At 55.7% G+C, this 22,102-nt stretch carries 21 protein-coding genes and 1 tRNA gene; 11 read left to right on the forward strand and 11 right to left on the reverse strand.

The genetic code is table 11. The features are described 5' to 3' along the window. The first annotated feature begins 32 nt into the window (after positions 1-32). Positions 33-1,733, forward strand: a complete 1,701-nt coding sequence (locus L466_RS21460) for an AsmA family protein (RefSeq protein ID WP_032680012.1) — start codon at positions 33-35, stop codon at positions 1,731-1,733. Between the two features lie 60 nt (positions 1,734-1,793). Here L466_RS21460 and yicI read toward each other — a convergent pair whose 3' ends face one another. Together yicI and L466_RS21450 are read right to left on the reverse strand one after the other, a co-directional pair. After that, positions 1,794-4,112: an alpha-xylosidase gene (gene yicI / locus L466_RS21455; RefSeq protein ID WP_032680013.1), complete on the reverse strand. Its 2,319-nt coding sequence runs from the start codon at positions 4,110-4,112 to the stop codon at positions 1,794-1,796. Positions 4,113-4,124: 12 nt separating this feature from the next. Continuing rightward, positions 4,125-5,516, reverse strand: coding sequence for a glycoside-pentoside-hexuronide family transporter (locus L466_RS21450; protein WP_020882700.1), 1,392 nt, complete (start codon positions 5,514-5,516; stop codon positions 4,125-4,127). 287 nt (positions 5,517-5,803) lie between these two features. Here L466_RS21450 and L466_RS21445 point away from each other — a divergent pair. Then, positions 5,804-5,898, forward strand: a tRNA-Sec gene (locus L466_RS21445). 455 nt (positions 5,899-6,353) lie between these two features. On the opposite strand, the gene L466_RS21440 is transcribed toward L466_RS21445, so the two are convergent. Beyond that, complete coding sequence (locus tag L466_RS21440; protein WP_032680014.1) at positions 6,354-6,791, reverse strand: acetyltransferase; 438 nt, start codon at positions 6,789-6,791, stop codon at positions 6,354-6,356. Between the two features lie 62 nt (positions 6,792-6,853). On the opposite strand from L466_RS21440, the gene L466_RS23530 reads away from it, so the two are divergent. Further along, complete coding sequence (locus tag L466_RS23530) at positions 6,854-7,009, forward strand: hypothetical protein (protein WP_153852750.1); 156 nt, start codon at positions 6,854-6,856, stop codon at positions 7,007-7,009. 85 nt (positions 7,010-7,094) lie between these two features. On the opposite strand, the gene L466_RS21435 is transcribed toward L466_RS23530, so the two are convergent. Both L466_RS21435 and L466_RS21430 read right to left on the reverse strand, forming a co-directional pair. Further along, positions 7,095-8,132 carry a class I SAM-dependent methyltransferase gene (locus L466_RS21435; RefSeq protein ID WP_032680015.1) on the reverse strand — a complete coding sequence of 346 codons (1,038 nt, stop codon included), beginning with the start codon at positions 8,130-8,132 and terminating at the stop codon, positions 7,095-7,097. A 77-nt stretch (positions 8,133-8,209) separates the two neighbouring features. Continuing rightward, a complete protein-coding gene (locus L466_RS21430) occupies positions 8,210-8,734 on the reverse strand; it encodes a lipocalin family protein (protein ID WP_020882704.1) in 525 nt (174 codons plus the stop codon). Positions 8,735-8,851: 117 nt separating this feature from the next. Between L466_RS21430 and L466_RS21425 the strand changes: the two genes are divergently transcribed. From L466_RS21425 to L466_RS21410, 4 genes are all read left to right on the forward strand, one after another. After that, positions 8,852-9,577, forward strand: coding sequence for a MerR family transcriptional regulator (locus L466_RS21425; RefSeq protein ID WP_032680016.1), 726 nt, complete (start codon positions 8,852-8,854; stop codon positions 9,575-9,577). A gap of 99 nt (positions 9,578-9,676) precedes the next feature. After that, positions 9,677-10,087 carry a hydroxyisourate hydrolase gene (gene uraH, locus L466_RS21420; protein ID WP_014168029.1) on the forward strand — a complete coding sequence of 137 codons (411 nt, stop codon included), beginning with the start codon at positions 9,677-9,679 and terminating at the stop codon, positions 10,085-10,087. A gap of 102 nt (positions 10,088-10,189) precedes the next feature. After that, complete coding sequence (locus L466_RS21415) at positions 10,190-11,149, forward strand: YbgA family protein (protein WP_020882705.1); 960 nt, start codon at positions 10,190-10,192, stop codon at positions 11,147-11,149. A gap of 148 nt (positions 11,150-11,297) precedes the next feature. Beyond that, a complete protein-coding gene (locus L466_RS21410; RefSeq protein ID WP_032680017.1) occupies positions 11,298-12,386 on the forward strand; it encodes an AAA family ATPase in 1,089 nt (362 codons plus the stop codon). 106 nt (positions 12,387-12,492) lie between these two features. Here L466_RS21410 and L466_RS21405 read toward each other — a convergent pair whose 3' ends face one another. From L466_RS21405 to L466_RS21395, 3 genes are all read right to left on the reverse strand, one after another. Further along, on the reverse strand, positions 12,493-13,446 hold the full coding sequence (locus L466_RS21405) for a GlxA family transcriptional regulator (RefSeq protein ID WP_032680018.1): 954 nt from the start codon (positions 13,444-13,446) through the stop codon (positions 12,493-12,495). 26 nt (positions 13,447-13,472) lie between these two features. After that, a complete protein-coding gene (locus L466_RS21400; protein ID WP_032680019.1) occupies positions 13,473-14,252 on the reverse strand; it encodes an MBL fold metallo-hydrolase in 780 nt (259 codons plus the stop codon). Positions 14,253-14,346: 94 nt separating this feature from the next. Continuing rightward, the gene (locus L466_RS21395; protein WP_020882709.1) at positions 14,347-15,234 is read right to left on the reverse strand and encodes a LysR family transcriptional regulator; all 888 of its coding nucleotides are present in this window, start codon (positions 15,232-15,234) and stop codon (positions 14,347-14,349) included. Positions 15,235-15,432: 198 nt separating this feature from the next. Here L466_RS21395 and L466_RS21390 point away from each other — a divergent pair, with 198 nt between their 5' ends. Then, positions 15,433-16,629: an MFS transporter gene (locus tag L466_RS21390; protein WP_032680020.1), complete on the forward strand. Its 1,197-nt coding sequence runs from the start codon at positions 15,433-15,435 to the stop codon at positions 16,627-16,629. Positions 16,630-16,631: 2 nt separating this feature from the next. Then, on the forward strand, positions 16,632-17,660 hold the full coding sequence (locus tag L466_RS21385) for an alpha/beta hydrolase (protein WP_032679306.1): 1,029 nt from the start codon (positions 16,632-16,634) through the stop codon (positions 17,658-17,660). A 41-nt stretch (positions 17,661-17,701) separates the two neighbouring features. Here L466_RS21385 and nlpA read toward each other — a convergent pair whose 3' ends face one another. Beyond that, entirely contained in the window at positions 17,702-18,502 is an 801-nt protein-coding gene (gene nlpA / locus L466_RS21380; protein ID WP_020882712.1) for a lipoprotein NlpA, read from the reverse strand. 108 nt (positions 18,503-18,610) lie between these two features. Further along, positions 18,611-20,128, reverse strand: coding sequence for an MDR family MFS transporter (locus L466_RS21375; RefSeq protein WP_032680021.1), 1,518 nt, complete (start codon positions 20,126-20,128; stop codon positions 18,611-18,613). 78 nt (positions 20,129-20,206) lie between these two features. Between L466_RS21375 and L466_RS21370 the strand changes: the two genes are divergently transcribed. Continuing rightward, the gene (locus L466_RS21370) at positions 20,207-20,854 is read left to right on the forward strand and encodes a TetR/AcrR family transcriptional regulator (RefSeq protein ID WP_025206509.1); all 648 of its coding nucleotides are present in this window, start codon (positions 20,207-20,209) and stop codon (positions 20,852-20,854) included. On the opposite strand, the gene L466_RS21365 is transcribed toward L466_RS21370, so the two are convergent. Then, the gene (locus L466_RS21365) at positions 20,851-21,270 is read right to left on the reverse strand and encodes a GNAT family N-acetyltransferase (RefSeq protein WP_014168016.1); all 420 of its coding nucleotides are present in this window, start codon (positions 21,268-21,270) and stop codon (positions 20,851-20,853) included. The genes L466_RS21370 and L466_RS21365 overlap by 4 nt on opposite strands. A 186-nt stretch (positions 21,271-21,456) precedes the next feature. Between L466_RS21365 and L466_RS21360 the strand changes: the two genes are divergently transcribed. Then, positions 21,457-22,026 carry a TetR/AcrR family transcriptional regulator gene (locus tag L466_RS21360; protein ID WP_032680022.1) on the forward strand — a complete coding sequence of 190 codons (570 nt, stop codon included), beginning with the start codon at positions 21,457-21,459 and terminating at the stop codon, positions 22,024-22,026. Positions 22,027-22,102 lie beyond the last annotated feature (76 nt).

The raw sequence follows: 22,102 nt of genomic DNA on the forward strand, positions 1-22,102 counted from the left end.
TCCCTTATGTGCGTTTCGCGGGATGGAAGACCATGAAATTTATTGGAAAGGTACTCGTCTATCTTCTGGTGGCCCTGCTCATTGTGGTGCTGGCGCTCTATATTCTGCTCCAGACCCGCTGGGGAGCATCTCAGGCCAGCAACTGGATAACGGTGAATACCGATTACGAACTCAATTTCGACCTGATGGATCACCGCTTTTCGTCACCTTCCCACATCATTCTGGAAAACGTCACGTTTGGCCGCGACGGTAAACCCGCCACGCTGGTGGCCAGGAAAGTCGATATTGGTCTGAGTAGCCGACAGGTCACCGATCCGCTGCACATGGACACCATTACCCTGTTCGATGGCACGCTTAATCTTTCTCCTCAGACGGCACCGCTCCCGTTCCAGGCGGACCGTTTGCAGTTGAATAACATGGCCTTTAACAGCCCCAATACGGAATGGGATCTCAGCGCACAGAAAGTGACGGGCGGCGTCAGCCCGTGGCAGCCAGAAGCAGGCAATGTGTTGGGTAAAAACGCACAGATCCAGGTAAGCGCAGGCTCGCTTACCCTGAACGGCGTACCGGCCACCAACGTGCTGATCCAGGGGCAGCTCAACGGCAAAGAGGTGGTGCTGAACACCATTGGTGCCGATATGGCGCGCGGTTCGCTCACCGGGTCCGCCCTGCGCAACGCTGACGGCAGCTGGATTATCGACACTATGCGTCTGAATGAGATCCGCCTGCAAAGCGATAAGTCACTGGTGGATTTCTTCGCGCCTCTGACCACCATTTCGCTGCAGATTGGCCGTCTGGAAGTGACTGACGCACGCCTGCAGGGGCCGGACTGGGCGGTGACCGATCTCGATTTAAGCCTGCGCAACCTGACACTCAGCAAAGGCGACTGGCAAAGTCAGGAGGGGCGTTTGTCCATGAACGCCAGCGAGTTTATTTATGGCTCTCTGCATCTGTTCGACCCGATCATGAATGCGGAGTTCTCCCCGCAAGGCGTGGCGCTGCGCCAGTTTACCTCCCGCTGGGAGGGCGGCATGGTACGCGCTTCCGGCAACTGGCTGCGTGAGGGTAACGCGCTGGTGCTGGACGATGTCGCCATCGCCGGGCTGGAATACACCCTGCCGCAGAACTGGAAAACGCTGTGGATGGAGCCGTTACCGGAATGGCTGAACAGCCTGACGCTGAAAAAATTCGGCCTGAGCCGTAACCTGGTTATTGATATCGACCCGGCCTTCCCGTGGCAAATCACCTCTCTTGATGGCTATGGTGCGAACCTGCAGCTGGCGAAAGATCGCCAGTGGGGCGTATGGGGTGGCAGCGCAACGCTGAACGGCGCGGCGGCGACCTTTAACCGCGTGGACGTGCGTCGTCCGTCGCTGGCGCTGAACGCTAACGCCTCAACGGTAAACATTACCGACCTGAGCGCTTTCACCGAAAAAGGCATTCTGGAAGCCACGGCGACGGTATCACAGCTTCCGCCACGGCAGACGACAATCAGCCTGAACGGACGCGGCGTGCCGCTCAACGTGCTGCAGGCGTGGGGCTGGCCGGCGCTGCCCATTGGCGGTGATGGCAATATCCAGCTAACCGCCAGCGGCAGCGTGCAGGCCAACGCACCGCTGAAGCCGACGGTTAACGGGAAACTGAATGCGGTAAATATGGATAAACAGCAGGTGCAACAGACGATGACGGGGGGAGAGGTGTCGACACTATCCTCGCCCCAGCCCTCTCCCTGAAAGGAAGAAGAAGCAAACCCTTCCCTCCCCCCGTTGGGGAGAGGGTTAGGGTGAGGAAAATTAAAGGTGTACCACCACCTCATTACCCTCCGCTTTCACCACCACGCCCCACTCGCTCCCGGCCTCTGAGCCGCCTTTTACGCCACTCAGTTTCTGCACGTTGCGCAAGCAGACCGACCAGTTTCGCGCGTCACCTGTACCGGTAATGGTCACGGTGTCGCCACTGCGTGTGGCTTTCAGCGTAAATGCCACAGAACCGTCCGCCGCAGGCACTTCGCTCACCGCCATCGCGCCATCGCCCAGGTTAAACAGCTGGAAAGCTGTTCCCTCGTTCCAGGCGTAGTCCGGTTTCTGTTGATTGTTGCCCAACGCCAGCAGGGTGTTATCGCGCACATAGACCGGCAGGCTGCGGAAATCATGCTGCTGTTTATGCCAGCGGCTGCCCTTGATTTCATCGTTATGCCAGAGATGGGTCCAGCGCCCTTCCGGCAGATAAAACTGCACGTCACCGGCCTCAGAAAACACCGGGGCTACCATCACCGACTCCCCCAGCATGTACTGACGGTCGAGGTAATCGCATGCCGGATCGTCCGGGAACTCCAGCATCATCGCCCGCAGCATCGGTGTGCCATACTCGCGAGCCAGGGCAGCCTGGCGATAGAGATACGGCATCATCTGACATTTCAGCTGAGTGAAGTGACGCACCACATCACAGGACTCATCATCGTACGCCCACGGTACGCGGTAAGATTTGCTGCCATGCAGGCGGCTGTGGCTGGATAACAGCCCAAACGCGCACCAGCGTTTGTAGACGTGTGCCGGCGCGGTATTCTCAAATCCACCGATGTCATGGCTCCAGAAGCCAAAGCCGGACAGACCAATCGACAGCCCGCCGCGCAGGCTTTCCGCCATCGACTCGTAGTTGGCGTAACAGTCGCCACCCCAGTGCACCGGGAACTGTTGCGCACCTACCGACGCCGAGCGGGCAAACAGCACCGCCTCATCCGCGCCCACCGTTTCTTTCAGTACGTTCCACACCAGTTCGTTATAAAGGTATGCGTAGTGGTTGTGCATCTTCTGCGGATCGGAACCGTCAAACCACTGGACGTCCGTCGGGATGCGCTCGCCAAAGTCGGTCTTAAAGCAGTCGACGCCAATATCCACCAGGCCTTTCAGCTTGTCGGCATACCACCGACACGCGTCCGGGTTAGTGAAGTCATAAATCGCCAGGCCGGGCTGCCATTTGTCCCACTGCCACAGGGAACCGTCCGGACGCTTGAGCAGGTAGCCCTTCTCTTTCAGTTCGCGAAATACCGGCGACTTCTGGCCGATGTACGGGTTAATCCACACGCAAACCTTCAGCCCTTTCTCCTTCAGGCGGCGGATCATCCCTTCCGGATCCGGGAAGGTCACCGGGTCCCACTCAAAATCACACCACTGGAAGGCCTTCATCCAGAAGCAGTCGAAGTGGAAGACATGCAGCGGCAGGTCGCGCTCCGCCATGCCATCAATAAAGCTGTTCACCGTGGCTTCATCGTAGTTAGTGGTAAACGAAGTCGTGAGCCACAGGCCGAATGACCACGCGGGCGGCAGCGCCGGGCGTCCGGTGAATCGCGTATAACGGTTGAGCACCTCTTTTGGCGTCGGGCCGTCGATCACAAAGTACTCGAGATATTCACCTTCCACGCTGAACTGCACTTTGGAGACCTTCTCGGAGCCAATTTCAAACGACACGTTTTCCGGGTGGTTCACCAGCACCCCGTAGCCGCGGTTGGTCAGATAGAACGGGATATTTTTGTATGACTGCTCGGTACTGGTGCCGCCGTCGCGGTTCCACGTTTCGACCGTCTGGCCGTTGCGCACCAGGGCGGTAAAGCGCTCGCCGAGGCCGTAGACCGTTTCACCTACGCCCAGATCCAGACGCTCAAAAACATAATGACGATCGGTACGGGTATCCTGCACGTAACCGTTGTTTTTCAGCTGACTGCCGGTAATGCGCTGGCCGTTGCGCAGGAAGTCCAGCGCCCAGCACTCGCCTTTGGTGACGCGCACGCTGAGGTGACCGCTTTTCAGCTCAGCAAATTCGGCATTGTTTTCAATCTCAACGTTCACCTCTTTGATGACATTCAGAGGATAGTGCGGACCGTTGTTCAGCGCGCCCTGGAAGTGCTCGATACGCACGCCGACAATCCCTTCCTGCGGGGAGAAAAGACGGACGGTGAACATCAGGGTATCAAGCTGCCAGGTACGTTCTCGTACATCACGCGGCGCCACGTACACCACAAGGTCATTGCCCTGCTGCTCTACATCGAACACCTGAACCGGGCAGGTGACGTTCAGGCCCGGTTGAATGAGCCAGTTTCCATCACTGATTTTCATACTCTCGTCCTCTTAGTTCTGTAATTCTTTACTGACCGGCAGGTTGTCAAACTCCTGCTGATTGCGGCGCGCGCCGTGTGCCAGCTCGCTCATGATTTTGGTCAGGAAGGGCGTTTTCAGGGTGTAGTAGCGTTTGGCGATGATGGCGCTCAGCACGTAACAGACTGCCGGGGCCAGGGTGAACAGGCCGATAATGATACTGATGGTCGCGCTGTTCTGGGTTTTAGCTGCGGCGTCATAACCCCCCCCTGCCAGCATCCAGCCGATCATTGCCCCGCCCAGCGCCAGGCCGAGTTTCAGCACAAACAGCGTGCCCGCGAAGCTGATGCCGGTAAGACGCTTGCCGTTGGTCCATTCGCCGTAGTCGACGGTATCGGACATCATGACCCACTGGATCGGCGTCACCAGCTGATGCAACACCCCAATCACAAAGATGAAGGTGAACATCACCACCGTGGCATGCATGGGAACGAAGAACATCGCCACGCTGACCACCGCCAGGGCGGCGTTGGTCCACCAGAAGATGCTGACCTTGCATTTCCAGTCGGTGAGCGGTTTCGCCAGCGCAGAGCCAATCAGGTTGCCGACACAGTAGGTGGTGAGGAACGCGACAAAGATTTCCGGTGAGCCCATGATCCAGGTGCAGTAGTACATCATCGCGCCGCCACGCACGCAGACGGCGAGGATATTGAGAATGGTCAGTACACCAACAATACGCCACTGGTCGTTGTGCCAGATATCTCGCAGGTCTTCGCGCATGGAGGTGGTGCTCGGCGGCACCTGGATGCGCTCTTTGGTGGTGAAGAAGCAGAACGCCAGCATCAGGAACGCGACCACCGACAGCACGGCGATCCCGCCCTGGAAACCGAACGCTTTGTCATCGCCACCAATCAGGTTAACCAGCGGCATCATCAGTACCGTCGAGAGCATGCCGCCCGCGGTCGCCAGCACAAAGCGCCAGGACTGCAGGGAGATACGCTGCGTCGGGTCGTTGGTGATCACACCGCCCAGGGCGCAATAAGGGATGTTAACCACGGTATAGAGCAGCGTCAGCAGCGTGTAGGTAATGGCGGCATAGATCATTTTGCCGTTGAGGCTGAGGTCCGGCGTGGTGTAGGCCAGCACGCAGACAATGCCGAACGGGATAGCACCGAACAGTATCCACGGCCGGAATTTACCCCAGCGGCTGCGGGTACGGTCGGCGATCAGGCCCATGCACGGGTCCGAAATCGCATCCAGCGCACGTGCCAGCAGGAACATCGTGCCGACAAACCCGGCAGGAATGCCGAAGATATCGGTATAGAAAAACATCATGTATAACATAACGTTATCGAAGATGATGTGGCTGGCGGCGTCACCCATGCCGTAGCCAATCTTCTCTTTTACTGACAATACGTCGCTCATTTTTTTATCCTTCACGCTGTAGGGGGCGCTGAGACCGGTTACAGATTTTTAAACCATTGTTTCAGGAGCGGGTATTGCGTTTTCTGGTTAGCTGGTTACGTTTCTTGTTTTTTGTGATCGCGGTAAATATTGACGAGCACGAAATGCTAACCTGAGGATTTTCTTAGGAATTAACTGAAACAGGGGTGTTAAGGTCAAAAGAGAGGTGAAAAAAGTGTGCCGGGGTATGTGGTAAATGCCTGAAAGTAGCTATAATGCGCCCCGCCTCCATGTAGCAATGCAGGCGCGGAAGATCGTCATCTCCGGTGAGGTGGCTGGACTTCAAATCCAGTTGGGGACGCCAGCGTTCCCGGGCAGGTTCGACTCCTGTGATCTTCCGCCAAAATTCTTTGAAGAGATTATTCTCATATTTGTTCCACCATTAAACCCAAATAATAATTAAATCTATTCACTAAAATTTTTTATGTGACTCTTCTGCTTTTCAGTAATTTTTAAGTCATCCTTTTTAGTTTTCTCACCCACAAATATTCAGGCCTTAACTTTATCCATGTGTTTCAACTAATTAATTAGGTTGATATTGATTTGTTCGGTTATATTTCGGATATCATAATAGCCAAACTTTAATCGTGAGGTACAATTCCTGAACGGCAAAATGCTTTCCTGGCTAAGTTTTTAGCCAATATGCCAAACTCAACTTCTCATCTTTCGTTGCGGCTTCAAATTGCGCCTTTAACTTTATTTTAATGCAGATCTGCAATGAAGGGGTTTTTCCGGATTTTGGGTAAGTTGGGTCGCATTTCATATCTAACGAGTAGGATATCTGCGTTAAGTTAGCATTCACTCACCCAACCGCATATGCAGCAACGGAAACGCATTCCCTTGTCCGTCCCGTTCTGAGCGCCCCACCTGCACAAATCCCATATGCTGATAAAACGCAACGCCCTGCGGGTTTTGCTCGTTTACATCCACTTCATTCGCACCAAAATGCGCAATGGCATAATTCAGCAGTAATTTACCCACGCCCTTCCCCCGGCTCGCCGCATCAACAAACAGCATTTCAATGCGGTTTTCATCGACGCCTAAAAAGCCATGAATAACACCCGCTTCATCGCGGGCAATCATAACCTTGAGATTGGGCAGATAGGCATTGAGCAATAACGGACGCAGGGCCGCAATATCGCTTTCCTGTAAAAAGTGATGGGTGGCGCGGACGGAGGATTCCCAGATCGCGACCAGGCGTTCGAAGTGTGAGGGGTGTGCGGTTTCGATTTTCATGAGGGGGATCATTATAGGGTGCAGAGATTAAATCAAGTATCCAGAAGCATGGAGGCAATAAAATGAAGACCTTAAATGAAGTAATAAACTCTCGAACCTGTGAAAGTCGAGAGCGTATCAAGGAAATGGCCCGGAAGTTGGTTCAGGAGACTGGTCAGCAGATAGAGCATGAAAAGCAAGAATCCCCAACAGACATTGAGAATAAAGAAACCAGCTAATCCTTCGTGGTAGTTGTTCGGGTAAACCGAACAACTGAGGAACAGTAAATATTGTAGCGCCCTGTCCCCCCTCACCCTAGCTCTCTCACTCAGGGAGAGGGAACTGACCGTGCGGTTTGTCATCCCCCACCTTAATCTCCATCACCGCATACACCCCGTCTTTCGGGACCACCACGGTGACATTTTCCACCGGCACGCCTGCCGCGATATGAATATCCTGCAGCTGCCGGAGCGTCCGCGGGTAAATATCCTCCCAGCCGATACAGCGCAAAATAAAATCGATTTGTGAGCTGCTGGCCAGCATATTCGAGACAATCACCGCCCCGCCGGGCTTTATCAGCCGCAGCGCACGCTGGAGAAAAATCACCGCATCGGCATCGTTGAAATAGTCGAAAATCCCCAGCGCATCCACCAGTTCGGCCTGATGCTCGCCCAGCTCATGCAGTAAATCTTCGTTACGCACCAGCGTATGGAGCAAGTTGCGCCTGAGCAGGGTCAGCTGTTCACCCACGATAATGCCTTCCTGCGCCGCCATGGTTTCGGCCCAACTGAGCGCCACAGGGTCTTTATCCACCAGCGTCAGATACACCTGCTGGCCGTCGAGCTTCGCCTCGCGCAGCGCCTCCAGCACGGGAATTGCAGCCCCGCTCGCCAGGCTCACCCAATTGTTATCGTTCCCGTTGCGGATGTATTTATCCACCATCGCAGCCAGTACTTTTGCACGGGAGCGCACACCAATGGCATCGTTCGCATGGATAAACCACTGGCGGCTGTCGCTGTCCATTCGGGTTCCGTCTGGCAGGCGCTCCTCCAGCGGGTTTTGCACCACAAAAAGCGCCAGCGCAGAGGGAACCAGCCGGGTACGCCACGCGGTGAGCGCCGGACGATTGCGGTAGGCTTGCCCGGAATAACGGTTCTGTGGGACAAGCACGGCCTGTCCCCCCTCTTCGTATTCAATCAACGGAGGACGAAGCGCCGGGTCGGCTTTCAACGCCCGGTTAATCGAATTGATCTCACGGGCAGTGTCGTCCTTCATCGGCCACTGGTCGCTAATATCCGGAAATGACGCACTGAAAATGGTCATATTTTCCGGTGCGTCGCCGCGAAAAGGCTGCCAGTTCATGTCGTCGTCTCCCGTTGAGCTTTTAACGGAAGTCTATCCAGGCGAGCCAGTAAAACCCTACGAAGAAAGCACGATCTTCACTGCTTAACCCACACCAGCTGATCAACCTTGAAGCCCAGACTGCGTGCGGTATTCAGGTAGTCCTGCTTCACGGCATCCGGAATCGTCGGCGTACGAGACAGGATCCACAGATAGTCGCGGTTCGGCCCGCTCACCAGCGCATACTGGTACTTATCGTCCAGCTTGATCACGTTATAGCCGCCGTAGAAGGGGCCGAAGAACGACACCTTCAGCGCTGCCGTCGTCGGTTCGCCGGTAAAGTACGCTTTGCCTTCACTCTCATTCCACTTGTTTTTGACCGGGTCGAAACCCCGGTTAAGCACGCTGATGCCACCGTCGCTGCGCTCGCCGTAGGTGGCGGTCACCTGCTCCAGCCCGCGTTCGAAGCGGTTTTCCAGGCGGGCGACTTCATACCACTTGCCGAGATAGCGGCTGGCTTCAAAATTTGAAATGGGCTTTACGCCTTTCGGTGGCGTAGGGGATTTGCAGGCCACCAGAGTCAGGGCAATGGCGACACCCGTCACAACAGGCCATAGTTTCATGAGAATTCCTTTCATTTGCACGGTTGGAAGTAAAGTGTAGTGCACCGTTACGGCGCTTCATCCCGTGAGGGAAAATTCGTAGTATATTGAGAGTATTCCTCCACTCTGGACACGGACATGGCTTACTCCATCGGCGAATTCGCCAGACTCAGCGGGATCACCGCCACGACGCTGCGGGCATGGCAGCGTCGCTATGGTTTACTCAAGCCACAGCGCACGGAGGGCGGCCATCGCCAGTACAGTGATGAGGACGTCCAGCAGGCACTGAAAATCCTCGACTGGGTGAAAAAAGGCGTACCCATTGGCCAGGTCAAACCGCTACTGGAACGCCCCGTCCCGCGCCGGACCAACAACTGGCAAACGTTGCTTGAGACCATGCTGCAACGCCTGCAGGACGGGAAAATTGAGTCCCTGCGCCAGATGATTTACGACGCCGGCCGCGAATACCCCAGGCCAGAGCTGGTTGCAAATGTGCTGCGTCCGTTGCGCAGCCAGATGTCAGCCAACATCCCTGCCGCCATGACCCTGCGCGAGATCCTCGACGGTATTATCATCGCCTATGCCTCGTTCTGCCTTGAGGGCGACAAAAAAGCGCCGGGTGATAACATCCTGCTTAGTGGCTGGTACCTGAATGACCCGTGTGAAATCTGGCTCGAGGCCCTGACGCGTACCGGACAAGGGCACCGTATCGATATTTTGCCTACACCCTCCACGTCACTGGCGCCTGAGATTTTCCCCGAGCGCAAATGGCTTCTGGTGACCAGCGGTAAACTGACCGCCACACGGAAAAAGCAGGTGGCGCAGTGGCAGCAGCAGGTATCCCTTGAAGTGATTATCCTCTGATTATTTTCTCCTGCGGTAAACTTCACGAAAAGTTGAATATTTTTCCGTCCCGCAAATGCTAACGTTTTCCTGTGACTGACAACTCCACAGGAAAACACAATGAAAAAAACAACCCCTCTGCTGATGCTGGCCGCCATGGCCTTTACTCCTGCCGCGTTTAGCGCCCCTGCCGGCACCCTGAGCGTACATATTCTCGACCAGCAAACCGGGATGCCGCCATCTGACGTTACCGTCACGCTGGAGAAGCAGCAGCAGAACACATGGACCCAGATTGCCAGCGGCAAAACCGACCACGACGGACGTATCAAATCACTCTATCCGCAGGATCAGGACATGCAGCCAGGCGTGTATAAAGTGACCTTTAAAACCGCTGATTACTTCCACGGCAAAAAGCTGGACACCTTCTTCCCGGAGATCCCAGTGCTATTTACCGTGACCCGAACCAACGAGAAACTTCACATCCCGCTTCTGCTGAGCCAGTATGGCTACTCGACCTACAAGGGCAGTTAAGAAACATTGATTTTAAAGGATAATAAAAAATAACTCCGCCAATACTTGGACAAATTACTCATGTTGTGTAAGTTTTAGATATACGAACTGGAGACACACACCATGACAATGAAACCTGTAATCGGTATTAGCGGATGTTTGACCGGTTCCGCCGTTCGCTTCGACGGCGGACATAAGCGTATGGGCTTTGTCATGGACGAACTGGCCCAGTGGGTGAATTTCAGGCCCGTCTGCCCTGAGATGGCCATCGGCTTGCCGACGCCACGCCCTGCACTGCGTCTTATCGTGACGGACAGCGGTGAAACCCAGATGCGTTTTAGCCACGCCCCGCACGAAGACGTCACGCAAAAGATGGCTGACTTTACGGCAGATTATCTGCCTAAAATCGGCGATCTGGCGGGCTTTATCGTCTGTGCAAAATCCCCCAGCTGCGGCATGGAACGCGTGCGGCTGTATGATGAAAACGGCAACCGGGGCCGCAAGGAGGGTGTCGGGCTGTTCACTGCCACCCTCCTTGAAACCCTGCCGTGGTTACCCGTGGAAGAAGATGGCCGCCTGCACGATCCGGTGCTGCGGGAAAACTTTGTTGAGCGTGTTTTCGCGCTTCATGAACTGAACACACTGCGCGCCCAGGGTCTGACGCGCCGTGCGCTATTGGACTTCCACAGCCGCTACAAACTTCAGCTGCTGGCGCACCATCAGGCGGGTTATCGTGAAATCGGCCCGTTCGTTGCCACGCTGCACGAGTGGGAAGATCTGGACGCCTTCTTTGTGGCGTACCGCGAAAAGCTGATGACCATCCTGAAAAAACCTGCCTCGCGGAAAAATCACACCAACGTGTTGATGCATATTCAGGGGTATTTCCGTAACCAGCTCAACAGCCGCCAGCGCGGCGAACTTCGCGACGTGATCCTGCACTACCGTAACGGGCAGTTGCCCATCCTCGCGCCGATCACGCTGCTGAAGCACTACCTGGCCGAATACCCTGACCGGTATCTGATGACGCAAAACTACTTTGATCCCTATCCTGATGATTTGGGTCTGCGTCTGGCAGTCAAGTGATCATAAAAATGCGAAGGCCCCATTGACCCTCAGAGGCCCAAAGCAGTACCCCGTTTAGACGACACCCTCACTGTCGTCTCTTTTTTTGCATTTAACCTTCAAGACTGTAATTATATACAGGCCTACAGTGCAAAAAAGGAGCCTGCCTGTGATCAAAAGCCTGCACATCCAAAACTACCGCTCGATTCGCGACATGTCGCTGGAGCTGGAAGCGCTCAATATCGTCTTCGGCCCCAACGGTACCGGGAAATCGAATATCTACAAGGCGATACACCTGATGCACAGCGCGGCGCAGGGGCAGTTCTCCCAGGCGCTGGCAAATGAAGGCGGTATTCTGAAGGTGTTCTGGGCAGGTAAGACCCGTAGCGACCAGCTCCGGCGGATGAATCTTGCGGTGGAAACGGACACTTACGAGTACGAGCTGCAGGTGGGCTTTGTCGAGCAACTGCCCTATCCCTCCCAGTTTCAGCTCGATCCGGTCATTAAAGAAGAGTCCATCTGGCTTACCGGTCAGCGCCGTCGCCCTTCATCACAGCTGATGAAGCGCAGGAATCAGGCGGTATTTCTCAACAACGTGCACCACGAAAAAGTGACTCACAGCGGCACGCTGTATGAAAACGAATCGGTGTTCGGGCAGCTCGGCGAACCGCATCTCTACCCGGAAGTGTCGCAGATGCGCGAGTCCCTGCGTAACTGGCGCTTTTATCATGAATTTTCCGTCTCGTCCGGCTCGGCGATGCGTGCCCCGCAGGTCGGTTTCCGCTCCCCGATACTGGCCAGCGACGGCGCCAACCTGGCGGCAGCATTTCAGACCATTGTCGAGATTGGCGATGAAATGTTGCTGATGCGCATTCTTGATCAGGCCTTCCCCGGCTGCGAATTTTACAGCGACAACACCGGCGGCCGCTTTCGCATGATGATGCAGCGCGAGGGGCTGAGCAGGCCGCTGGAACCGGCGGAGTTCTCCGACGGGACGCTGCGCTTCCTGTGCCTGGCGGTAGCGCTGTTAAGCCCACGCCCACCGGCCTTTATCGCGTTGAACGAACCGGAAAACAGCCTGCACCCGCAGATGCTGCCCGCGCTGGCGAGCTTAATCGCCGAGGCCAGCCGCTACTCGCAGATCTGGCTCACCAGCCACTCGCCGGAGCTGGCGAAGTTGATTGAGAAGCAGCGGTCGTTTTCGCTGTATCAGCTGTCGATGGTGGAGGGGGAGACGAGGGTGGAGAGGCTGGGGTAAGCCCGGTGCGAAAGCATGCGCTGCCACCGCCTGCGTGATACCTTCCGTTAAGATAAAATATAAAGGCCTTTATTTGCCTCTTAACTCTTGAGTTAGCCGTAATAAATTAATGACGAAGCCGAAAAGTCTTACGCCACTCTGCCGGACTCACGCCAAAACGCGCCTTAAATTGCTGGCGCCAGGTCACCGCAGAGTTAAACCCTACCAGCTCTGCCACGCTTTCAATGGGCATATTCCCGGCTTCTAACAATATCTGGCTGCGCCGCAGGCGCTCGGTGGTCAGCCAGTCGGCCACGCTCATCCCGGTGGCTTTTACAAAATGGCGGGTAAGCGTGCGGCGGCTCATCGATACCACCTCTGCCAGCGAGTCCAGATTATGCGGTTCGGCAATGTGCTGCTGGAGATAGTCAATCAGGGAGTTGATTCGTCCGTCACGGGTATCTTTCGGTACCGGCTGGGCAATAAACTGTGCCTGCCCCCCCTCGCGGTGTGGCGGCACGATCATACGGCGGGCAATCTGGTTAGCGACCACGCTGCCAAAGCGCTGGCGGATGATGTACAGGCAGCAGTCAAGCGCGGCAGCGGTACCCGCAGAGGTGATGATATTGTCGTCATCGACGTATAGCGCATTGATATCCAGCTTTACGTCCGGGAAAAGCGTCTGAAACTGATGTTCAAACTCCCAGTGCGTGGCCGCGCGTTTACCGTCGAGAATGCCCGCATAACCCAGCACAAACGACCCCAGACAAAGCCCGACGATCTCCGCCCCGTTGTCTCTGGCCTGGACCAGGCTGTCGAGAAGCGTCTGGGGCGGGCGTTGCTGGACATGCTGCCAGTAAGGCACCACGACGATATCTGCCTGGCCGATGGCGGAGAAATCGTGAGTCGCGTTAAGCGCAAACCCGTCTGTGGATGTCAATAATCCCGGTTTTTCGGCGCAGATCAACACACTAAAGCGCTTTTCGCCGGATACCGTATCACCGAACAAAATGCAGGGAACGGAGTAGTGGAACGGGCTGAACCCGTCTACCGCAACAATCGCGACGTTGATTAGCGCCATGTATCTCTCCTTTCCCCTGATGATGCTCAGAATATAGCGGTTTCACCATCCTCGGGAATGCTCACCGCATCTCCAATCAGGTTCGCGTCAACGTACTCACGCAGCGCATGGCGGGTCAACAGACAGTGGTTGATGGCCTCCATATGGGTCGCCACAATTTTCGCCTGCGGCAGCAGGAAGTGGACGTTGAGCACATCTTCCTGGCCCATGATAATCGGCCCAAACCCGATGACGTGAGCATAGCCCGCGTTAAGCACCACCACATCCGGCTGATGCTTTTGCAGATCGGCTGCCACTTCATCACGCCAGATGGTATCCCCGACAATGTAGAGCGTCTTCTCATCAGGATGACGTAAAACCACGCCACAGGCTTCACCCAGCCGTTCCGCCAGCTCCGGCACGGCGTAAGCACGATCGGTACCGTGCTGACCGCCGCGGGTTTTCGCGATCCGGATATCGCCAAACGCCGTCTCCTCGGTCATTACCGTCAGGTGGGTAAATCCCTGGCTGCGCAGCAGCGCGGCGTCGCTGTCGTTCTGCACAAAGACAGGTTTATCTTTGCCGATCAGTTCGACTGCGGCGCGATCCCAGTGATCGTCATGGGTATGGGTGACGATCACGGCATCCGCCTCCAGCAACGTGTTGACGTCAACGGGAAGCTCGACCATCGGGTTGCGGATTTCCGCATGCGCCGTGCCGGGGAAGCCCGGATAAGCGCCCTTCGGGGCCAGCATTGGGTCGATTAAAAAGCATTTCCCGGCGTAGGTAATCAGCTGAGTGGCATTACGAATCTGGGTGATGTTCATGGGTATTCTCCTCATAGTGTGAAGAGGAGAATAGCCCGATGCCGCGCGTAACGATGTGGGCCACAGGGCGATGATCGATGAAATCGGGTCAACGTTATCGCATCCGCAACGCATCCACCACCAGCGAAAAGGCCGGAGACGGCTGCTTTCGGCTCGGGTAGTAGAGATAATACCCCGGGAAGGGCAGACACCAGGGTTCCAGCACGCGGATTAACCGGCCTTCAGCAATATGATCGCCAAACTCGTCTTCGGGCAGGAAAGCAATCCCGAATCCCGCCAGGGCAGCTTCGACAATATGCCAGGAAGTATTGAAGGTCAGCTGGCCATTCACGCGCACGTTCAGATCGCCACCGTCCTGATCAAAATCCCAGACGTAAATCCCGCCGGATTTAATCATCCTCTGGTTAATACACTGGTGCTGCGTCAGCTCATGCGGCGTTTGCGGAACAGGATGACGGGCGAAGTAGTCCGGCGAGGCGACCGCGGCCATACGCAACTGCGGGCCTATCGGCAACGCGATCATGTCTTTATCGATGGTATCTCCCATACGAACGCCCGCATCGAAGCGGTCGGCAACGATATCGCGAAAACCGTGATTGGCGTCGAACTCAATGTGAATATCGGGGTATTGCCGCAAAAGCGGCGTCAACTTAGGCAACAGGGTGCGCGATAACACATCGGGTCCACAGGTGATCCTCACCGTGCCGGCGGGTTTGTCGCGAAGCTCCGTCAACATGTCCAGCTCCGCTTCGATTTCATCGAAACGGTTGCCAATGGCGTTGAGCAAGCGTTCGCCGGCTGCGGTGGGGGAAACGCTGCGGGTGGTGCGGGTCAGCAGGCGGATCTGCATCCGGTTCTCCAGCCCGGTTATGGCCTGGCTTAACGCGGGCTGGGTCACGCCCAACTGTGCCGCGGCACGGGTAAAACTGCCCTCACGCGCCACGGTGACAAAAGCAAAAAGATCGTTCAGGTTACGCTTCATCGCACCCTCATTTATAAGCCAAACTTATAAGCTCATTAAGCATTGATTAGCTAGTCAGAATACACCCGCCGTGTAAAATTTTCACTGTGACCTGACGTCAACCACATTCCAACCTTTCATCTGCATGCGTTATTCCCGTGAATAGCGCCCGGCCCCGGCTTGTCCGAATCTGGCCGAACGAATAACAAGGTAAACACGATGTCCGCTATGGTGAACGAAACATCAGCGCGCCAGTCCCGTGCCTGCTGGAGCGGCGTGCTGGCAATGACCCTCTGCGCTTTTACGCTGGTCGCCTCAGAATTTATGCCTGTAAGTCTGCTGACGCCCGTTTCGCGGGATCTCGCCGTCAGTGAAGGCCTGGCGGGCCTCGGGATCGCGATATCCGGCGCGCTGGCCGTATTGACCAGCCTGTTTCTCTCTTCTCTTGCGGGAGGCATTAACCGCAAATCGCTGCTGCTGGGCCTGACGGCATTGATGGCCGTCTCCGGTCTGATTATCGCCGTGGCTGAGAGCTATCCCCTTTATATGCTGGGACGCGCACTGCTTGGCGTGGCCATTGGCGGCTTCTGGTCGCTCTCCGCGGCGACCGCAATTCGCCTTGTGCCACCGCATCAGGTTCAACGTGCGCTGGCCATTTTTAACGGTGGCAACGCCCTGGCGACCGTCGTTGCGGCTCCGCTCGGCAGCTGGCTGGGGGCGACAATCGGCTGGCGCGGTGCCTTTTACTGCCTGGTGCCCGTGAGCCTGCTCGCGTTTATCTGGCAGTGGTTCAGCCTGCCTTCCATGCCCGTGGAAAAGCGCACCGCGTCGTCCACCAGCGCCTTCGGCCTGCTGAAAAACCCACTGGTGGCAAAAGGAATGGTCGCGTGCGGCGTCTTTTTCATGGGGCAGTTCGCGCTGTTTACCTACGTGCGTCCGTTCCTGGAAACCGTGACTTTCGCCAGCGCGACGCAGTTATCGTTAATCCTGCTGGTGATTGGCGTGGCGGGTTTTATCGGCACCCTGCTGATCGGCACGTTTCTGCGCCGCGGATTTTACACCACGCTGGTCGCCATTCCCGTGGTGATGGCGCTGATTGCCGCGGCACTGATGGCCTTCGGCCATCACCTTGCCGCCGTCACCGCCCTGCTCGGCCTCTGGGGACTGGTCGCGACGGCCGCCCCCGTCGGCTGGTGGACCTGGGTTGCCAGAACGCTTCCTGAAAATGCCGAAGCGGGTGGCGGACTGATGGTGGCAATGGTGCAGCTCTCCATTGCGCTCGGCTCCACGCTCGGTGGCCTGGCCTTTGACCACAGCGGCTGGCAAAGCACCTTTGCACTCAGCGGTGTACTGCTTATCGCCGCTGCCATGTTCACGTTTTACACCTCACACAACGACACACTTCACAGGAGTTAATCATGAGAAGATTCACCATGGCGCTCGGGCTGTTAGTCAGCGCCTTCGCCGCCAGCGCTGCCGATATGTCCCGGGGCGCAGATAATTTCTACAAAAGCGATAAGGTTACGCAGCAGAAGGTGACCTTTAAAAATCAGTATCAGATGAACGTCGTCGGCAATCTGTATAGGCCAAAAGAGGCGGATAAAAACGCCAGACTGCCGGCGATCGTGGTCGGCCATCCGATGGGCGCGGTGAAAGAGCAAAGCGCCAGTCTCTATGCGCAAAAGCTCGCGGAACAGGGCTTTGTCACCCTGGCGATTGATCTCTCATTCTGGGGGGAAAGCGAAGGTAAACCGGGGCATCTGATCTCACCAGAAATCTATTCCGATGATTTCAGCGCGGCCGTGGATTATCTGAGCACTCAGTCCTTTGTCGATCCGCAGCGCATCGGGGTACTGGGCATTTGCGGCAGCGGCAGCTTCGTTATTAGCGCGGCGAAAATTGACCCGCGCATGAAAGCGATCGCCACCGTCAGCATGTATGACATGGGCTCCGCCTTCCGCAACGGTCTCAACCATTCCGTGACGGTTGAACAGCGTAAAGCGATGATTGCCTCTGCCGCTGAGCAGCGTCTGAAAGAGTATCAGGGTGCAGAGACAGCCTACATTCCCGGGACGGTAAATAAGCTGGATGATTCTACGCCGGCTATCCAGCGTGAGTTCTTCGATTTCTATCGCACCGAACGCGGCGGGTACACGCCACAGGGCGAGAAAGAGGCGCTGACGACGAAACCGATGATGAGCAGCATCGGTAAGTTTATGAACTTCTATCCGTTCAACGATATCGAAACCATTTCACCGCGTCCGATGCTGTTTATCACGGGTGATAAAGCGCATTCGAAAGAGTTTAGCGAAGATGCCTATAAACGCGCCGGTGAACCGAAAGAGTTGTATATCGTGCCGAATGCAGGCCACGTTGACCTGTATGACCGCACGGATCTGATCCCGTTTGCAAAACTGGCCTCGTTCTTTAAAGCCAACCTGAAATAACCCGGTAAGGCGTATAACACTGTTATACGCCTTTGTCCTGACTACCAGCCCGGCACCGCGCCACCGTTAAAGAGGGTCTCTGCGGCCTTCGCCACTTCCGGCGACTGATACGACTGGATAAATTCCTTCACGTTTTCCGCGTCTTTGTTGTCTTCCCGCGTCACCACGATGTTCACATACGGCGAGTTTTTATCTTCAATAAACACGCTGTCATGCACCGGCGACAGCCCGGTTTGCTGGAGATAGGTGGTGCTGATAATGGCAACATCCACTTTCGGATCATCCAGCACGCGCGGCAGTTGCGCCCCTTCCAGCTCCATGATGTTCAAATGCTTCGGATTGGCGGTGATATCCAGCGCCGTCGGCAGCAGGCCAACGTCCGGCTTCAGGGTAATCAGCTTCTCTTTTTGTAACAGCAGCAGTGCGCGGCCAAGGTTGGTCGGATCGTTTGGAATGGCGATGGTCGCGCCGTCCTTCAGCTCAGACACGGATTTGATCTTGCGGGAGTAGCCGGCCATCGGGAAAACAAAGGTGTTCGCCACAGCAACCAGCTTGTAGTGATGCGCCTTGTTATCTTCTGCCAGGAACGGGCGATGCTGGAAGACATTGGCATCAAGATCGCCCTGACTGGTGGCATCATTGGGCAACAGCGAGCCGCTGAACCCCACCAGTTCCACATCCAGACCGTATTTCTCTTTCGCCACTTTTTTAGCGACTTCCGCGACATCCTGCTCAGCGCCGTTAATCACGCCGACTTTGATGTGTTTGGCATCGCTGCCGCCTTGATCGCAACCTGCCAGCAGCAGGCCCGCGAGAACCAGAGCACCCAATCGAAGTTTCACGAGACATATCCTTTTGATAAACGTTTCAGTGACTATATCGACAACGGTACGGCTGGCTAAAAAACGAAAAAGCATCAATAAGACGGATAAGTTATATGTGCGGGGGTGCTATTGATCCGACCTGAGCATGTCCGCACGGCGTAACGGCGTTTCCCGTAAAAACCACGACAGTACAAACGCCAGCACCATAATGCTTGCCGCCAGCAGGAACACCGCGTGAATGGCTGAGCCAAACGCGTCCAGGTAATCGAGCCGCAGGGCTTCTGGCAGCCGGTGAATGGCCGCTGGATTGAGCTCATGCGGTAACTCCGCCCCTTGCGGTAAACGGTCCATCAGACCCGATTGCAAAACGTGGGTGAAGACCGCGCCAAACAGCGCGACGCCGATGGCCCCGCCAATGGAACGAAACAGCGTGACCCCGGAAGTCGCTACCCCGTATTGATCGGCAGAGACGCTGTTCTGCACGGCCAGCACCAGTACCTGCATGACCAGCCCCAGACCCATCCCCAGCACGCCGGTAAAAATGTACAGCTGCCAGGTCGGCGAGTGGATCGAGATACGCGTCAGCAGCACCATGCCCACCACGCCAAGCAGCGTACCGGCGATCGGGAACAGACGGTATTTTCCGGTACGGCTGATAATCCGCCCGCTGATGATCGAGGTTAGCAGCAGTCCGCCCATCAGCGGGATCAGCTGCAGACCGGCCTGAGTCGGCGTGGCGTCTTTCACAACCTGCAGATAGAGCGGCAGGAAGGTGACCGAGCCAAAGAGCGACATCCCGATAATAAAGCCAATCAGGCTGCAGAGCAGAAAACTGCGATCGCGGAACAGCGAGAGCGGAATGATTGGCTCCCAGGCCAGACGCTCCTCATAGATAAACCCGGCGATACCCGTCAGGCCAAAGGCCAGAATGCACCACAGCTGCGGGTCGTTCCACTGGCGTATCGTCCCGCCTTCAGTGGTAAACAGGATGATACACAGCAGCGCCATGCTGAGATAAATCGCCCCCAGATAATCAATCTCGTGCTTGTTGCGCCGTGCGCTGCCGTGGAACACCGCGCCTATCACCATCAGGGCAAAGAGACCGAGCGGCAGGTTGATATAAAAAATCCAGCGCCAGGAGGCATGCTGCACGATAAACCCGCCGATAAGCGGCCCGATCACCGTCGCCAGACCAAATACGCCGCCAAACAGCCCCTGATAGCGGCCACGCTCCGCAGGCGGAATAACGTCCGCCACGGCGGCCATACTGATGACCATCAGACCGCCGCCGCCCAGCCCTTGCAGGCCGCGCATCAGCACCAGTTGGGTCATGTTTTGCGCCAGACCGCAGAGCACCGACCCCGCCAGAAACAGCACAATAGCGATTTGAAGGACGATTTTACGCCCAAACAGATCGCCGAATTTTCCGTACAGCGGCACCACAATGGTCGAGCTGAGGATATAGGCCGTCACCACCCAGGAGAGCTTATCCAGGCCACCCAGTTCCCCAACGATGGTGGGCAACGCCGTGGAAACAATCGTCTGGTCCAGCGCCGAAAGCAACATCACCAGCAGCAACGCGCTGAACAACAGCTTTATCGACGGCGCGTTTTGCGCAGGTTGAGTCATTACGTCGGACTCCATAAGAGATCGCTTGAAATTAATTAACTGGATAATTAATATTTAAGTAAGTGATGAATAAGATCAAGAGATCCTGCGACTATGCCAGCACATAAGGACAATTCTGAACCGCGCCGCCCCGGTCGACCACGCGGCGGAAAGCGGGCAACCGCCAGCCGCGAACAGCTGCTGGATATTGCGTTGAGCCTCTTTTCCCGCCAGGGAATCGCTCAAACCTCGCTGAACGCCATCGCCAAAGAAGCGGGCGTAACGCCAGCGATGCTGCATTACTACTTCAATTCACGAGAACAATTGCTCGACGCGATGATTGAGGAGCGCTTCCTGCCCTTACGTAACCGGATCGGCGCAATTTTCGCCGAAAACCCCGACTCGCCGGTCAACGCATTAACGCAAATGGTGAAGGTACTGGCCGAGCTGGCGGAGCAGCACCGCTGGTTTGCCCCGCTGTGGATGCAGGAGGTCATCGGGGAGATGCCTGTACTGCGCACGCATCTGCACGCGCGGTTCGGTGACGACAAATACCAGGCAACACTCGCCACCCTTAAACGCTGGCAGCAGGAAGGGCAACTGAACCGGGCACTCGCGCCAGAACTGCTGTTCACCACGCTGCTAAGCCTGGTGCTGGTGCCGTTCTCAAGAATGCGCAACGACGAGAGGCTACACGCCCTCTCGCCAGAGATCATTGTGCGTCACGCGCTGGCCGTGATGGGTAACGGCATCGGCGGTTAAAGGGATTTGGTCAGATAATGCCTTTGCATACCCGGGTACGGATAATCCGGCAACGACATCTGCAGCTGATAGCCCTGCTTTTCATAGAATGGACGTGCCTGGAAGCTGACCGTATCCACCAGCGCATGGGTGCAGCCTTTGCGTCGGGCTTCGTCTTCTGCCGTTTTGATAAGCTGGCTGCCGACGCCCGATCCCCGCACGGTGTCGCTGACCCACAGAAAATCGATGTTTAGCCAGTCGCCTTTGCGCACGCCAATTAACCCACCCAGCATCACGCCCTTATCGTCTCGCACATAAACGCCAATGTCGCCGCTAAAGTTTGAGAGATCTAAAAATTGTCCGTTGTAGGCGCGAAGCCCTGTTAATAATTCTTCTTTTTCATCGTGTGTGACGTTATCCGTCGTGCTCAGATGCATATTTTTCTCCTTATTTTCTGTGCAATCTTAATATTGCACAGCCTTTCCTTCATCAAAACTCCTTTTTTTCTCCATTCTTTAAACATTGAAATATTCATTCAATAAGTACTTAAAAAAAGTCTTCCCAATACGCACCTGAAACGTATAATGAGAACGATCATTCTCACTTTTATAGGGTAACCGACGATGAGCACAAAACTGGAAGAACGCCAAAAACAGCGTCAGGACGACATCATCGCTGCCGCGCGTCAGTGCTTTCGCACCAGCGGTTTTCATGCGGCCAGCATGTCGCAGATCGCCAGTGAGGCAAAGCTCAGCGTCGGGCAAATCTACCGTTATTTCAGTAACAAAGATGCGATTATTGAAGAGATGATTCGCCGTATCATCGACTCACGCATCGAAGAGATTCAGGGTAAAACGCTGGTCGAGGGGATGCCTCAGGCGCTCGCCTGGCGACAGACCCTGAATGAAGATGACGATGCGCTGATGCTTGAGATGTCGGCTGAAGCCACGCGTAATCCCCAGGTGGCGGCCATGCTGGTCGAAGCGGAAAAGCGGATGTTTGCTAATGCCTGCGCACACCTGAAAAAACAGTTTCCCCACCTGAGTGATGATCATATTCGCTGCTGCGTGGAGATTACTGCGGTAATGATTGAGGGGTCTATTTACCGTCGACTCACCCCCTTAAACGTACCCTCTGAACAATTAGAGCCTCTTTATCAAAATATTTTAAATATGCTTTTCTCTGCGAAGTAATCGCATGTGAATAATTAGCGGGAAGACGTTATTCCCTTATTAACATTTCCGGCTCTGCCGGAGATGCGGTATCGCT

Origin of the sequence: Enterobacter sp. BIDMC 30, from assembly GCF_000534355.1 — a bacterium.
Classification (GTDB): domain Bacteria; phylum Pseudomonadota; class Gammaproteobacteria; order Enterobacterales; family Enterobacteriaceae; genus Enterobacter; species Enterobacter ludwigii.